15 protein-coding genes and 1 pseudogene are annotated in these 15,182 nt (G+C 48.7%); 5 read left to right on the top strand and 11 right to left on the bottom strand.

Annotated elements, in window-relative coordinates:
- A pseudogene (locus tag ACN0T0_RS18265) lies at window positions 1-111 on the top strand (IS5/IS1182 family transposase); the annotation flags it as partial.
- 334 nt (window positions 112-445) lie between these two features.
- Here the strand turns inward: ACN0T0_RS18265 and ACN0T0_RS18260 are convergent.
- Together ACN0T0_RS18260 and ACN0T0_RS18255 are read right to left on the bottom strand one after the other, a co-directional pair.
- Complete coding sequence (locus ACN0T0_RS18260) at window positions 446-1,024, bottom strand: DUF2179 domain-containing protein (RefSeq protein ID WP_417228170.1); 579 nt, start codon at window positions 1,022-1,024, stop codon at window positions 446-448.
- 274 nt (window positions 1,025-1,298) lie between these two features.
- The gene (locus tag ACN0T0_RS18255; protein ID WP_417228169.1) at window positions 1,299-2,186 is read right to left on the bottom strand and encodes a LysR family transcriptional regulator; all 888 of its coding nucleotides are present in this window, start codon (window positions 2,184-2,186) and stop codon (window positions 1,299-1,301) included.
- A 121-nt stretch (window positions 2,187-2,307) separates the two neighbouring features.
- On the opposite strand from ACN0T0_RS18255, the gene ACN0T0_RS18250 reads away from it, so the two are divergent.
- Window positions 2,308-3,876 carry a carboxylesterase/lipase family protein gene (locus tag ACN0T0_RS18250; protein ID WP_417228168.1) on the top strand — a complete coding sequence of 523 codons (1,569 nt, stop codon included), beginning with the start codon at window positions 2,308-2,310 and terminating at the stop codon, window positions 3,874-3,876.
- Between the two features lie 88 nt (window positions 3,877-3,964).
- On the opposite strand, the gene ACN0T0_RS18245 is transcribed toward ACN0T0_RS18250, so the two are convergent.
- The 8 genes from ACN0T0_RS18245 to ACN0T0_RS18210 all read right to left on the bottom strand — a co-directional run bounded on the left by ACN0T0_RS18245 (window position 3,965) and on the right by ACN0T0_RS18210 (window position 10,583).
- Window positions 3,965-4,495: a DUF3299 domain-containing protein gene (locus ACN0T0_RS18245; RefSeq protein WP_417228167.1), complete on the bottom strand. Its 531-nt coding sequence runs from the start codon at window positions 4,493-4,495 to the stop codon at window positions 3,965-3,967.
- 5 nt (window positions 4,496-4,500) lie between these two features.
- Entirely contained in the window at window positions 4,501-5,760 is a 1,260-nt protein-coding gene (locus tag ACN0T0_RS18240) for an ABC transporter permease (protein ID WP_417228166.1), read from the bottom strand.
- On the bottom strand, window positions 5,757-6,452 hold the full coding sequence (locus ACN0T0_RS18235) for an ABC transporter ATP-binding protein (protein WP_417228165.1): 696 nt from the start codon (window positions 6,450-6,452) through the stop codon (window positions 5,757-5,759). The genes ACN0T0_RS18240 and ACN0T0_RS18235 overlap by 4 nt, the downstream gene beginning before the upstream one ends.
- Window positions 6,453-6,471: 19 nt before the next feature.
- Window positions 6,472-7,080, bottom strand: a complete 609-nt coding sequence (locus ACN0T0_RS18230; RefSeq protein WP_417228164.1) for a DUF2796 domain-containing protein — start codon at window positions 7,078-7,080, stop codon at window positions 6,472-6,474.
- Window positions 7,081-7,217: 137 nt separating this feature from the next.
- Window positions 7,218-8,225: an asparaginase gene (ansA, locus tag ACN0T0_RS18225; RefSeq protein ID WP_417228163.1), complete on the bottom strand. Its 1,008-nt coding sequence runs from the start codon at window positions 8,223-8,225 to the stop codon at window positions 7,218-7,220.
- 76 nt (window positions 8,226-8,301) lie between these two features.
- A complete protein-coding gene (gene pyrC, locus ACN0T0_RS18220; RefSeq protein ID WP_417228162.1) occupies window positions 8,302-9,336 on the bottom strand; it encodes a dihydroorotase in 1,035 nt (344 codons plus the stop codon).
- Window positions 9,337-9,462: 126 nt separating this feature from the next.
- Window positions 9,463-9,735, bottom strand: a complete 273-nt coding sequence (locus tag ACN0T0_RS18215; protein ID WP_417228161.1) for a GIY-YIG nuclease family protein — start codon at window positions 9,733-9,735, stop codon at window positions 9,463-9,465.
- On the bottom strand, window positions 9,735-10,583 hold the full coding sequence (locus ACN0T0_RS18210) for an alpha/beta fold hydrolase (protein ID WP_417228160.1): 849 nt from the start codon (window positions 10,581-10,583) through the stop codon (window positions 9,735-9,737). The genes ACN0T0_RS18215 and ACN0T0_RS18210 overlap by 1 nt, the downstream gene beginning before the upstream one ends.
- 520 nt (window positions 10,584-11,103) lie before the next feature.
- Between ACN0T0_RS18210 and ACN0T0_RS18205 the strand changes: the two genes are divergently transcribed.
- Window positions 11,104-11,538 (top strand): hypothetical protein, encoded by a 435-nt coding sequence (locus ACN0T0_RS18205; protein WP_417228159.1) that lies wholly within the window; start codon window positions 11,104-11,106, stop codon window positions 11,536-11,538.
- A 55-nt stretch (window positions 11,539-11,593) separates the two neighbouring features.
- On the opposite strand, the gene ACN0T0_RS18200 is transcribed toward ACN0T0_RS18205, so the two are convergent.
- Entirely contained in the window at window positions 11,594-12,508 is a 915-nt protein-coding gene (locus ACN0T0_RS18200; RefSeq protein WP_417228158.1) for a LysR family transcriptional regulator, read from the bottom strand.
- A gap of 106 nt (window positions 12,509-12,614) precedes the next feature.
- Between ACN0T0_RS18200 and ACN0T0_RS18195 the strand changes: the two genes are divergently transcribed.
- Together ACN0T0_RS18195 and ACN0T0_RS18190 are read left to right on the top strand one after the other, a co-directional pair.
- Complete coding sequence (locus tag ACN0T0_RS18195) at window positions 12,615-13,601, top strand: zinc-dependent alcohol dehydrogenase family protein (RefSeq protein WP_417228157.1); 987 nt, start codon at window positions 12,615-12,617, stop codon at window positions 13,599-13,601.
- Between the two features lie 70 nt (window positions 13,602-13,671).
- Window positions 13,672-15,033 carry an MATE family efflux transporter gene (locus ACN0T0_RS18190; protein WP_417228156.1) on the top strand — a complete coding sequence of 454 codons (1,362 nt, stop codon included), beginning with the start codon at window positions 13,672-13,674 and terminating at the stop codon, window positions 15,031-15,033.
- Window positions 15,034-15,182: the final 149 nt, after the last annotated feature.

The raw sequence follows: 15,182 nt of genomic DNA, 5'->3' as shown, positions 1-15,182 counted from the left end.
AGGAAAGCCATCTATCGAGGACTGGCTAAAAACGATAACAAGTTGGCGATGCTGTTTGCCTTAGCCAATGTGTTTAGAATTGACCAGATGATACGAGCCGCAAGGGGTTAATTCGTTCAAAATCCACTAAACAAGGCTAAATAAGCTTGTTTAGTGATGAAAAGCATCAAAACAAGTAGCATCCTGTGCTTTTTTATTCGAAAGAGGGGTTGAGTGTTTTGCGACCTCTTAATCGCATCTTCCCTAAAGACGTTTGCGCCAAAAAGTAGTTAACTTATCAGTCGCCATAGGACGATAGCGATCATCTGTTTTTCGATGATGAAAGCCATCCTAGAGAGGGGGGAGGAATATTTAAAACCAAAGTTGCTAATGTTTAGGTTATGAAACAGTAACCTATTGCAGCACGTAGAAAATACAACCCATTGCTTTAATGAGTACCCGATGATTAACGACGCTTGCCTGACAGCATAAAAGCACTGCCTAAAAAGCTACGCCGCGGTAACAGGTCTGGGCCTTCATAAACACTTTTTACATCCGAAATAGAATAAACAGCCGTTTGATCAAGTGCTTTAATCAACTGTATCAGCGCCGGAATACGACGTCTTTTTTCGATAATAAGGAGCAGCTCAACCGGCACGTCTGAGCCCATATCACCATCGAATGACACCACCTTATAACCCTGATGGCGAATGCTATCCGCCAGTACATCACGATTAAATGAGACACATCGAACCATTTCATCGCCAATAGCAAAACGCGCTTCTATCGAAATACCCACATAATTACCCACCGCAAAACCACTGGCATAGGCCAATGCTAGATACCATTGATCGAGGTTTGTTAACACCTGAGCGGCGGCCATTAACCAGATCATGATTTCAAAAAAGCCGATAAATGAGGCAAGTAATTTGTGTCCACGAAAAACGACAATGGTGCGAAATGTACCTAACGAAACATCAGCAACCCGCGCCAGAAAGATCAGCGGTATTAACAAATATGGATATTCAATAATGAGTTCTGTCATGACGGTTCCTTGTTCACGATGATTGAAGGGTAATACTCTGCTAAGTACGCTCTGCGTCACTTACCGTTACCAGTTACCTTTCTGACAATGATCTCTCGATAACGCGGTGAAAAACATGCCTAGAGGCGTTTTCAAAAAGATGACAATCAACAGCAACAGCGACTGCCACACCCCACAATACAGTAGAAAACCGTTAGCCGCTGAACAAGCGGCCAAAACCAAGCGGTTTATTCAATCAGGCTGAAACCCATAAAGCGCCACTAGTAGTTAGTATTCACTCACTAGATTCACAATGATGAGCACACCCATGAATAATCGTCGCAAGTGAGTGTATTGCTGGGCTACAGTGGTCGTAATCCATATAGATCAAATATAACGGAATTTTTCTCACCAAACCGACTTTCAGGGCCAGTGGTTGTAAGGTTTGTTGCTGAAGCAATGGCTCGATTCGATGCTTAGGCAACCAGCCCAAGCACAGCTCACTGCATACCGCTTCTATCGCCGTTTCTACGGTGTTCACCATCCAACGTTTAGGTGGCAATTCCAGCTTCTCGCTGGCCTGTTTATCATTGTGATTAAGATAAACTTGGGTGTAGTGATTCAGATCACTTTCAGACAGTGCAGTTTTCGTTAATCGATGAATCGGATGGTTTACATGCGCCACCGCGAGTAGCTCAACATCAAACAGTTTTTGCGCCATGATTTTGCCGTTGAAAGGCAGCCCAATAGCTAAATCGCAGCGAGAAACCTGATTGGTGGGCGCCAAGCGGATGACCTCTTTTAACTCAATCTGGGTATGGGGATATTGCTCGACAAACACTTTCAATGCGCGAAACAACAGTGGTTTAGGATACAGACTATCAACTTCCAACTTAATTTTAGCTGGCGCTCCGGACACCAATGCCTGCGCTTTAGTCTCAAGACTATTAAACTCTTTTAACAGCGGCCGCACATCTTCTAAGAGAGTCGCCCCTAACGGGGTTAAGCTGACTTTTCGGCCTTCAATCGCGACCACCTGAGCCTTGAGCTGTTGCTGTAAATTTTTAATGGCATAACTCACCGATGACTGACTTCGATGTAACTGCTCCGCGGCCGCAGTGAAGCCCCCAGTATCGATAACCGTTTGTAAAACATACCACTGATCTAATGTGACTCTATGCATTTATCCATCTAATTATTAGATTGTATTAAGTTAAAATTAGCGTTTATCAATTCATTTTTCAAATGCTAAAGTAATCTTAATAAACATCGCCCCTCGCGGTATGCTTAACGGGAGAACTCACATGAAACAACGACAACCGATTAGAATGCTACTCAACGGCGCAATAACCCTCGCCCTGCTGATGAGTACTGCGTTATTTGCAACACCCACCATGAACCAAACTAACCTCACGATCACCTCATCTTTAGGTCAGATTAAAGGCCTGGTGAATGATGACATCGCCACTTTCTATGCCCTGCCCTACGCCAAAAACCCGTTTACCGAAGCGCGACGCTTTCAGGCACCCGAAGCGATCGAAAGCTGGCAAGGCGTGTTTGATAGCACCACCATGCAACCGCCGGTGCCACAACCTAGCCGCGGACAAACAACTGAATTAGTCGGTGCACCGGGCGATTTGACCCTCAACATATGGACACCCACGGCATCGATAACATCGGCGCAAAAGCTACCGGTCATGGTCTGGATTCCCGGTGGTGCCTTTATTCGTGAAGATGCCTCAGAAGCCGTTTATGATGGCAGTAGTTTCGCCCGCAACGACGTAGTGGTGGTAACCATTAATTATCGAGTTGGCGTCGATGGTTTTATGCATCTTCCCGGCGCACCGGATAACCGCGGCATTCTTGATCAAATAGCGGCATTAGAATGGGTAAAAGATAATATCGCTGAGTTTGGCGGAGATCCAGATCGAGTCACCCTGTTTGGTCAATCCGCCGGAGCCGAAAGTGTGGCGATTCTCTTAGGAACGGAGAAAGCCAATGGCTTATACCACCAAGCTATTATCCAAAGCCCACCCATGCAAGCGATGACCCAAACTGAAGCTGAGCGTGTCGCACAGGCCTTCGCTGCACAACTGAATGTACCTGCCACCATTGCCGGGATCGCCAGTGTCCCCTTTCCGCAACTGGTTGCAGCAGTAACTCAGATGGGCAATGCCATTCAGAATCACGACGACTGGGGCATGCTGTCCTGGGGTGGTACTGCCTTTCTACCAGTGATTGATCGTACACTCATTGAACAAACCCCAATGGCTAACTTGGCCAACAATGCCAACCCGGATATCCCCGTCATTGTCGGTAGCACCGCACAAGAAGCGAGGCTCTATTTGGTGCCAGGGGGGATTATCGACCGTATTGAAGCAAAACAGACAACACAATTTCTCGATGATTTAAAACTCAACGATTCAGCATTAACGGTTTATTCAAAAGCAAACACGGAACAATCTGAGGGCGATATTTATGCCGCCATTCAATCAGACTACACCTTTAGAATGCCCGCTGTTCATATTGCCGAGCAACTGGTTAAAAACGGCAATACCGTTTGGCAGTATAATTTTGCGTGGCAATCACCAGCCTTTGGTGGCCGACTCGGTGCGGCTCACTTCGTTGATGTACCCTTTACCTTTAATACCATCGACCGTGATGCCGCGACGGACTTTGTCGGCGACCAACCACCGGCGGCGCTAGCAACCGAAATACATAATCAATGGCTACACTTTGCCAAGCAGGGTAACGCGGATTGGAGCACTTACCAACCAAATAAACCGATCTCAATGCGCTTCGATATTGATAGTGCGGAAGTCAGTAATCCTGACGCTGACATCCGTAAACTATGGCAGCAATACCATTTTTAATCCGCACGGATGAGACTCAAAAAATTAACGGCGTGCTATTCACACGCCGTTATAACAACGAGATAAACCTCATCGACTGGCCGTTTACTTACTCTTCGGTATAGGGCTCGATCTTATAGGCTTCCATGGTGTATCCCGATGTCCCCAGTTCATGGGCAACAGTAGCCACCTTTAACTCGCCGCTAATCCACACCGCATCATAAAGATTTTCGACCTGAGTGCCCGGCTCAAAGGTAACATGAATCATCTGATTAGAGGGGGGTGGCGGCACATGGATACAGGCGCCAAAATAAGGCACGAGAAAGAATTCAGTAACGGCCATCCCCTCTTCCACCAGCGGCACGACAAAGCCGGGAATACGGATCATCTTGCCATCCATCTCCTGCACAACCGGCGCCGAACTTAGGGCCTCCATCATCGCTTTTAATTTTATCTCTGCCAACGGATCATAATCATCCAGACTGCCAAACTGAGTCGTATCAAAAATAGCATCAAGAGAGTAATCCGCTGGCATCAGACTATCCCATTCCGTGTCCTCCACGGTTTTACCATTGATAGTCGCAGCCTGAAGGAAGCCCGCTAATGTCAGCATGGTGATAAAAAGCATCAAACGTTTCATGGTATTCATATCCGTACAGTCATGCCATCGGCTAAGGAGTATCGATAAGCACGATAGCCCGGAATCAATCCGACCAGCGTGCCCGCTAGCAGCACCAGCAAGAGTAGTTTAAGTTCTGGTAGTTGAGGTAAGGTTAGGGCTAACTGCAGGCCGTAATGCTGTTCTAGCAAAGGCAACCCCAATGCCAAACCACTATACAGCAGCAGCATCCCTAACATGATTCCCAACACAGTAAGCAGAGCGGTTTCCAGCACTAGTAACAGCATAATCTGCCATGGCCGAGCGCCAACCGAACGAAGAATCGCCAATTCACGTCGTCGCTCGTTCAGCCCGGTTAGCAGTACCGTTAACATAGTAAATAATCCCGACAAGACAACACAAGCGGAAATCAGCAATAGGGCATTTTCAGCAATCCCGATCATCCCCCAAAGCTCTTGCAGCGCTACGCCTGGTAATACCGCTTGTAATGGCTCGGCGCGATACTGGCTGATATAACGCTGTAACTGGAAGGTCGCCATTTTCGACTTCAGCCCCAAGAGAAAAGCGGTTATCTGATCAGGCTGTAGGTCCCGCTCTTGCAGCGGTGTTTTGCCGCCTGAGCCGGGAATATAGGCGCCACTTTTCCAATCCACATGAATCGCTTCAATCGCTTCTAAACTCACATGTAAGGTGCGATCTACCGGCGTGCCTGTCGGGGCTAAAATACCCACGACCGTAAAGGGCTGATCCTCATGTTTGCTAAAGCTCGTGTTGCCCATCCCGTGAGCAATCACCACCTGATCACCGAGCTGATAACTGAGTTTTTTAGCAACTTCAGCCCCTAAGACAACATCATGCAACTGTTGAAACTGTGCCCCTTGGTTAAAGGTTAGCGGGCGCTTTTTACCATAGCGATAGTGTTCGAAATAAGCCTGCGAAGTACCTAATACTCGATAACCCCGATGAGAATCTCCCAGCGAAAAGGGAATAGACCAAGCCACTTTGGGGTTGGCGGCAATATCTTCATAGCTCTGCCAGCTAACATTATTAGTGGCGTTACCGATACGAAACACCGAATACAACAACAGCTGCACAGACCCCGAGCGAGCGCCAACAATCAGGTCTGTGCCGGCAATAGTGGAACTGAAGCTCTGTTTTGCACCGTGACGTACTTTTTCTACACCCAACAACAGTGCCACACTCACAGCAATCGAGCAGATAATCATCAACGCCGTCATTCGGCGATTAAACAAACTTTTATAAGCCAGACTCAGCATCAGTTTCATGCACTCACTCCGGCGACATTCAGTTGTTTCAGGTCGATAATACGAGAGAAATGGCCTGTCAGTTGGCGGTCGTGACTAACAAATAGCAGGGTAATACCATGTTGGTCACACTCTCGAATAAGTAATTGAATAAAGCCTTCCCGATTATCACTATCCAACGATGAAGTTGGCTCATCAGCAATCAAGATTTGTGGATTACCGATTAAAGCCCGCGCCGCAGCAACCCGTTGTTGCTGCCCAATACTAAGATCAGTGACGGGATGGTTCAGATAGTCGGCAAGCCCCAACTCTTGCAATAAAGCCTGTGCTGCGGCCTCTACCGAGCCGCTCTGCTGGCGAGCCTGCGCCGCTCTTAACGCAGAAAATTGGCAAGGCAACAACACATTTTGCAGTACTGAAAGGTAGGGTAGTAGATTAAACTGCTGAAAAATAAGACCGATATGATCCGCCCGAAACCGGTCTCGGGCGGCGGCGGATAGATCATTCAGATGACAGCCGTTCACTGAAATACACCCACTCACCGGCCGGTGAATACCGGCAATCAGGTTGAGCAGAGTAGACTTGCCACAGCCGGAAGGCCCATGCAAAAACAGCTTTTCACCGGCAAATATCTCCAAGTGGGGGATATCCAACACAGGCCTATCGGGCTGCCAGTGAAATGTAAGCTGCTGCAGTTCAATCAGTGAACTCATTTAGACAGATGTCCTGTGACTAGAATTTAAATAGCGGCTGAGTCGGGCTGAGATGTTGTACCCCCTGGCCTGAACCTGACTCAAGAGGGACAATATATTGTACTTCAAGTTCCTCTAGCAGCGGAAAATGGCTGAAAAGCTTAACATCCAATTGTTTCAATGCATCGATATTGCCACATTCAAAGGCGTAGCCCAGATCGAAATCACTATGCCCTTCCTCATGATCGGCATCACCTACGGATTCATCATGATCATCATGCTCGTGCTCACCTTCATGGTGATGATCAGCAGCGTCATGTTCGCCAGCCGCCTCATCTGGCAGCGAATTCTCAACCGATACCATCGTCACATGACACTGTGCCGCAGCGGGCAGCACAACCACATTATCTGGATTGCCTAATAGCGTTTCAGCGCTGTGCACCGCTTGATGCTGTGCCTCGCTGGTTGGCGCGTGCTCAAAACCCACAATATTCATCGCGGGGGTTTCAATCTGCAACTGCAGTGCATCCTCTTCAATCACCAGCCGCATGGTTGCAGCACCATGCTCATGGCTTTCATGTTGCCGCTCGTACGCCATAGCAGGCACCGCTATGGCTGTTGCCATTAACGCCAACCAATACTTATTCATAAATACAAACTCTCTAGGGATTATCAAAGATGTTATGTTATAACAAAATTTGGCAAGAAAGAAAGCCTACACTCATAAAAAAGCCCCAATCGTAAAACGACTAGGGCTAGTTGCAACATACTGGCAAACTCAACTCTTCATGCCATCTCACCGCACAAAGGCTTAACCATCAATGCCCCAATATGTGCTTGAGGCTCGGTGGCGATAAGGTAGTGTAACTTGGTAAAGGCCGCCTCCAATGTCAGATCACTACCGGCAATAACACCCAGACGATTCAGCGTTGCGCCGGTCGCATAAGCGCCCTGATTCACCTCCCCCTGCAGACACTGAGTAACATTAACGATGCTAACACCTCGCTTAATAGCCTCTTCTAATACCCGCATTAATTCGCTGTTAGCATCCGGTGGATTACCTGCGCCGTAGGTCTGCAAGACACAACCTTTAACCGCGTTATCATTGAGTATCGCCTTAGCTACGCTGGCGGACATGCCCGGATAGACCGGTAACACCACCACGGCATCAGGGTTTAACTCTGGAATATTGAAATTTGCACGACCCACCGCTAATAGTCGTTCGGCATGCAGGGTAATATTGATACCAGCCTGCCCCAAATGACCGTAATTTGGTGAATCAAACGCATCCAGCGCCGCACTCTTTAACTTGCGTGATCGGTTGCCTCGCAGTAAACGCCCATTAAAGCAGATACACACTTCGGGAATCGAATATTGTCCTGCAAATATCAGTGCCGTTAACAGGTTATCCAGCGCATCATTGCGTAACTCAGCTAAGGGAATCTGCGAGCCCGTCACAATCACCGGCTTATCGATGCCCTGCAGCATAAATGACAACATTGATGCGGTATAAGCCATCGTATCGGTGCCATGTAATAAGACAAAACCATCGTACTGCTGCCATCGCTGCTGGATAATACCAGCCAGCTCACACCAATGATGGGGTTGCAGATTCGAACTGTCGATCAATTGATCCAATTCCAGCATATCAAATGCCGGTAATTGAGCCGCCCGCTCATCGTTCAGTTGTTGACGCACCTGTCGTTCAAAACCGGCAACCGGCACATAACCCTGCGCCGATGCCTGCATGCCGATAGTGCCACCGGCATAGATAACCAAAATTTTTTGCTTCATAAACGGCTTAAGCTCTGCAAGGGAACGATCAAGAGAGTCCTAGACAGCAAATCAAACCGCCTAGGGACTCATCAAATTAGGCCTGAAGTTTCCAACTGACATTTTGGCCCGCAAAAAATGGCACGATGGGACGGCCATCCGGCAAGATAATCTCATTGGGTAGAGTCCACTCTTCTCGCACCAACGTAATCGTAGCTTCATTACGTGGCAGGCCATAAAAGTCGGCACCATGATCGCTGGCAAACCCTTCCAACTTATCCAGTGCTCCCAGTTCTTCAAAAACATGGGCGTACAACTCAATGGCACTCCAAGCACTGTAACAACCGGCGCAACCACAGGCATTTTCTTTCGCTTCTTTGGCGTGAGGTGCCGAATCAGTACCGAGGAAAAACTTAGGTGAGCCGGACTGCACCATCTGGCGCAGCACCGCTTGGTGCGTATTACGCTTTAACACGGGTAAACAAAAGTTATGTGGCCGCACCCCACCCACCAGCAAGTCATTACGGTTCAGCAACAGGTGTTGCGGGGTAATGGTGGCAGCGACATTATCGGAGGCCTCATTAACAAAGTGTGCCGCATCACTGGTGGTGATATGTTCAAAGACAACTTTAAGCTGCGGAAAAGCGGCAACAATTGTGCTCATCTTTTGATCGATAAAAACTTTTTCCCGATCAAAGATATCAATATGATGATCAGTCACTTCACCATGAACCAATAACAGCATCCCCTGCTCGGCCATCACCTCAAACACGGGATACATCGCCTCAAGGTCAGTCACTGCGGCGGCAGAGTTGGTTGTCGCCCCGGCAGGATAAAGCTTAGCCGCGACCACGCCCACCGCTTTAGCATCGATAATATCCTGACCGGTGGTGGCGTTAGTCAAATAGAGCGTCATCAGTGGCTCAAAGGTGGAGCCAGCCGGACGTGCCGCCAAAATTCGCTCTTTATACGCCAGCGCAAGGGTAGCATTTACCACCGGCGGTGCCAGATTCGGCATCACGATTGCCCGTTGAAAGCAGCGCGCCGTCGCCGGTACAGTCTCAGTCAGCATATCGCCATCACGAAAATGCAGGTGCCAATCATCGGGGGTACGGATGGTCAAAGTTGTCATAGAGAGGGAATCCTAAGCGCTGAGGTGATAACAAAAAAGTTGTCAAACATTATACAGATGCACAACCAGAGCGGGAAGCAAAGCCGAGAAGCAACGCGCATGCGCCGATTGAGCGTTACTAACTAGTTACTGATTGCAGCTTAATTGCAGTAGTTTTAATTTTGCCGGACGGGACATTTTTTTAATTTCAGCTTCCCGCTTACAAGCAGCGGAGCGATCGGCGCAGGCTTCTTGAAAAACCAAGTTTACAGGGCGCCGTGGACGGGTATATTTAGCCCCTAATCGATCATCAAAATTATGTTCATTCAAGCGCCGCACCGTATCGGTCGTCACGCCAGTATAGAGTGAGTCATCCGCACAGCGCACGATGTACACAAACCAAGGTAACGCCACAGACATCAGATCAAATCCAACTGACTCACATCAAGATCGACACCATCGGTAGCCGCCAAAAAATTAATCAGCAACGGGTTCACCTGGTCCGGCTGCTCTAATGTCACCATATGACCGGCATTTTTAATCACCGCCAGTTGGCTACCCGGCATCTGCCGGTGCATCTCTTCAATCTCTTGTTGCGGCCGAGGAATATCATGTTCACCGGCAATAATCAGTGTCGGGCAACGAATATTAGCCACTTGATCCAGCATCGAACGACGCCTGAATACCTGTTTGCCCAGCGCCATAATGCCGTTCACCTGTTCTGGTGTCAGGAACATCAGATCAAAACGGAAGGTTTCAGCCAAGGCGGGATTCGCCATTTGAGTCTCGGGGCTAAAAAGAATCTCGACGATAGAATCCACCACCCGCGTGGGCAATGTATCCAACTGCTCAACAATGTTCAGCAGTTCAAGGTAATCAACCTCACTCTCTTCGGTTTCACTGCCTAGATAGCAGGCGATCAGCGCCAAACTAGCGACTTCTTGAGGATACGTCATCGCCAACTTCGCGCCCCACAAGCCACCCGTCGACATCCCCAAAACACTGTAACGATCAATACCTAACTGCTGCATCAGCTGATGGTGATCTTCAGCCAGTTGCTCGATCCCCAGGTCACCCTCATTGATCGGCTGAGAACGCCCATGAGACCATAGGTCAGGAACGATGCAGCGAAAATGCTCCGACAAAAAGCGCAGTTGAGTATCCCACACCCGGCAATCCCACAGAAAACCATGTCCCAGCAAGAGAGGAAACCCCTCTCCCTGATCTAGGTAATGCATTTCCCGATCATTGATCATACAGCTGGGCATAATGTTCCTCTTAGGGATAAGCGTCAGTTAAAGTGAAATGTAAAAGTATGTAAAGCGCATACACTCAACCACTTTTTAAGTATATATTTAAACGTTCAAATATAGAGACACCTCACCCATAACAAAAGCATTGCCGCCATAAAAGAGCATATACACTACCCAAAACAGGTAATACAAAGCGCTATATAGGATAAAAAACGGTTGCACCTTTTTATCGCGATCATTTCAACTGGGCCAGTCTCTCATATACCCCCCCACCACCAAACATGCCTATTTATTAATGCTCACACTTATTTAACCGCCGACATGGCCAACAAACGCTACCAATTACAGCTAACAACCCCTTCTTGCCCGGTTGATAAGAAGTGATTGCCTTCGCCGTCTGTCGCGATAAACTGTACTAACAACACGATCTAGGTAGTAAGGCTATGTTTAAATGAGTGTCAGTTATTAACCGGCTAACACACTCATCATCCTACTAACCTTTATATCTATAACTATAGCAGGCCTTTGGATACCCATGAGAAGAATCAGCATACTCACCTGTGGTTTATTGGCCCTTCTGCTGACCGGCTGTGCGAGTTCTCAAGCCCCCGAGTTACCCGAATATCAAGGGGCTGGCGGTATGACTCAATGGGATATCCAACCTGAAGCCTATCTTTACCATTACAAACATGGCTTTACCGGCGTTGACTCACTAGGTTATAACCCCAAGCTACAAAAGGTCTGGTCCCGCTTAGGGGCAGCGATCACCTGCCGTATCAATTATGACAAAGCTCATATGATTCAATTATTAATACAACAATTTGGCAAGAAAGCGATTACCCATGAACTCAACGGCATCGGCTTCCATCACGTCCAAAGCCGTAAAGTCCCGCAATTCTGTAATTCATGGCGCGTCAACGAGATCAACGCAGCACTGCAGCGCTATCAACAAGGCCGGTTCAACTCATAGTGTGAAGCGGCTATCGATGCACGTCGACTGCCACTAGCGCTACATCTACAGCCGTCTACGATGCATCATCGCTAGCGCCCTTATCCCAATACAACGGCGCGCTGAAGCACTGAGAGTAGTAATCTATAAACGCCCTCACTTTGGGGGCCAGTAGGCGCGAACTGGGGTACACCGCCCAAACGGCAGTGTCGGACATTAATGGGTAGTCCTCCAATATCTGCACCAACTCGCCTTTTTGCAGTTGCTGATAGACACTCCAAGTCGAGCTGATCGCAATACCGATACCATTCGTACAGGCATCTCTGACGGCTTCGCCATTATCGGTACGAAAATGCCCCTGTACTTTAACGACTTGCTCGCCGCTCGGGCCTTTAAAACGCCAATGTTCTAAGCCCAATAAACTGATACAGCGATGATTGATTAAGTCTTGTGGTGATGTGGGTTCACCATACTGCTTAATGTAGTCGGGCGAGGCACAAATAATGCGGTTGTCAGGGGCCAGCTTACGAGCTACCAAGGTTGAATCTTTCAACTCGGCAATACGGATCGCAATATCAAAGCCTCCTTCCACCATATCAATAATGGAGTCGGATAAACGTAGATCGACATTGAGATCAGGATAACTGGACAGAAAACCTTTCAACGCAGGCACTAGATGCATACGTCCAAACGATGCCGAGGCCGACACTCTCAGGGTGCCGGACGGTAAGCTATTGCCCACGCCCACCGAAGCACAGGCAGCATCGACACTGGACAAGACATTCTCGGCATAGGGCAGGAAGTCTTTTCCCTCCTCGGTTAACGACACTTTACGGGTTGTTCGGTGAATCAAACGCACCCCAAGCCCTTCTTCCAGCTTATTAATATGGGCACTGGCGACCGCAGGCGACAAGCCTAACTCGGCGCCTGCCTGACTAATATTATGGCTCGCCGCGACCCTAATAAAGAGCTTCAGATGTTCAATATTCATCGTTATTATCAATATAATCTATAAACAGATTGAGCATTATTGCAGATTATCATCACTAACAATAAGGAATAAAGTACAACTCATCAACTAAACAGAGGTTTCCCCCATGAAAGCAATGATTGTCCGTGAATTTGGTGCACCTGAAGTATTCGAGCTTGCTGAGATCCCAACACCGGTGGCTAAGCCAGGTGAGGTTTTAGTGCGTATCGAGGCAACCAGTGTTAACACCGTCGATATGATGATTCGTCAGTTGGGCCCAGAGTTACCACTCTCTCCCCCAGCGCCAGCAGTGCTGGGTATGGATTTCGCAGGAACAGTCGTCGCTTTGGGTGAAGGTGTCACTACGTTCGCCATCGGCGATGAAGTCTATGGCTGTGCCGGTGGCCTCGCTGACCTTCAGGGAGCGTTGGCTGAGTATATGCCCGCGGATGCCCGCCTGATTGCTCACAAACCAAGCAACCTTTCGATGCGTGAAGCCGCAGCCTTACCACTCGTTGGCATCACCGCTTATGAAGGCTTACTTCGTGCAGGCATTAGCGCCGGTCAACGGGTGCTGGTACATGGCGGTTCAGGCGGTGTTGGCCATGTTGCCGTACTACTGGCCCGTCACTTTGGCGCCGATGTCTATGCGACCGGTGGCGGCGAGAAACAACTCGCCCTGATCGAAAAGCTTGGCGCCAAAAGCATCAACTACAAAACCGAAACCGTTGCTGATTATGTTGCTAAACATACGGATGGTGCCGGCTTTGATGTCGTCTTCGATTCGGTAGGTGGCGCTAATTTAACTAACTCGTTCGAAGCCGCAGCGTTAAATGGCCAGATTGCTTCAACCGTTGCGATGGTCGAACTCGACCTATCCGTTGCGCACTTTAAAGGTCTGTCACTGCATGTTGTCTTTATGCTGATTCCGATGCTTCATAATCATGAGCGTGCGGCCCATGGTCAGATATTGACCGAGATAGCCAAGATCGTTGAAGCCGGAAACCTGATGCCAGTACTCGATGAACAACGCTTTACGCTTACCGAAGCCGGCAAAGCACATGCGCGTCTAGGAAGCGGTCAGGGCATGGGTAAAGTCGTTATCGATATTTAACCTGCCAAGCCAACGGGCCAAGGAAGGCCTGGGGTTAGTCCAAAACGGGATCTAAATAAAGAGAGCTAGCGTGAGCACACAATCGACCCCGTTGAAACAACAACTATTTCATATGACATGGCCAATGTTGATCGGCATGCTGGCCATTAGCAGCGGTCAATTGGTTGATAGTGCCTTTATCGGTCAACTGGGTGCCGAGCCACTCGCAGTGGTGGGTTTTTCAATGCCTATTTATCAACTAATCATTGGTATCCAGGTCGGCCTCGGCATCGCCACCACGGCAGTCATCTCAATGGCGCTTGGCGAAGACAAAACCGCCTACACCAAACAACTAGGGGCACTCATTATTGCCACCGGTTTTGTCCTTATATCGTTGCTCTGCTTATTGCTCTGGGCGACACAGTCTTCTATTTTTTCGTTACTGGGAGCCGATGCAACACTGCTGCCGTTAGTTCGGGTTTACTGGTTTCCTTGGCTAATCAGCTGCTGGCTAGGCGCCATGCTGTATTTCGGCTTCAGTCTTTTTCGTGCCTATGGTCAAACTCGCTTTCCGGGCATTGTGCTGGTGCTTACTAGCCTGATTAATATCCTACTCGATCCACTATTTATCTTTACCTTTGATATGGGACTCGCGGGAGCGGCTTGGGCTACCGTCGGCGCGTTTGGTCTAGGTTGTATGATCATTTTTGTGGCTATTTATCGGCAACGCTGGATTCTACTACCCAACACCCTAGCGACCATCCGCCACGGCTTACAACGGCTCTTTAGCTTTACCGCACCGGCGATGCTCAGTCAGTTTCTGCCACCACTAACGGCCCTGATCGCCACCGGGCTGGTTGCCAGTCATGGTAATGCTATTGTCGCCACGTGGGGGTTAGGTAGCCGGATAGAGTTTTTCTCTATCATCATCGTACTCTCACTGACCATGTCGATGCCTCCGATCATCGGCAGGCTGAGAGGTCGTCAGCAGTTTGCTCAAATTGATCAGCTGATGCGTATCGCCATCGGCTTTGTTATCGTTTTTCAACTGTTTGTAGCACTCATGATTTTGTTCGTGTCAGCCCCCCTTAGTCACCTCTTAACCAGTGATAGACAGACCGCCGACCATGTTCATCAATATCTGTTATTAGTGCCGCTAAGTTATGCAGGGCTTGGGATCAGTATGATCACCATCTCTGCCTGCAGCGCCATCGGGATGCCCGCTCAGGCCGTTATCATTTCTGTCATACGTTTATTTGGCTGCTATCTGCCGCTGCTTTGGATAGGCTCAGTATTGGCTGGGCCGACCGGACTCTTTAGCGGCGCAATGCTCGGTAATATGTTGGCGGGCTATCTAAGCTGGCTGCGCTATCAGCAGCAGTTCAAACGGCTTATTGCCCAATCCCATGATGATCAAGATACGCAGATAAGTGAGACAGAGGCATTGTGTTAATACCAAAGTTAACGCCACTGTTAATACCGTAGGACACTTTTTTAATAGGGCAGTAGGGGCCAGATACGCAATACTGGCGGCGAATAACGCTATCGCACACCGTCAACGAGCCTCAGGTATAAAAAAGGAGGACTGATAACATCAGCCCT

It is taken from the genome of Amphritea sp., assembly GCF_048266285.1.
Taxonomy (GTDB): domain Bacteria; phylum Pseudomonadota; class Gammaproteobacteria; order Pseudomonadales; family Balneatricaceae; genus Amphritea.
This window is presented reverse-complemented; position numbering and strand designations above follow the sequence as displayed.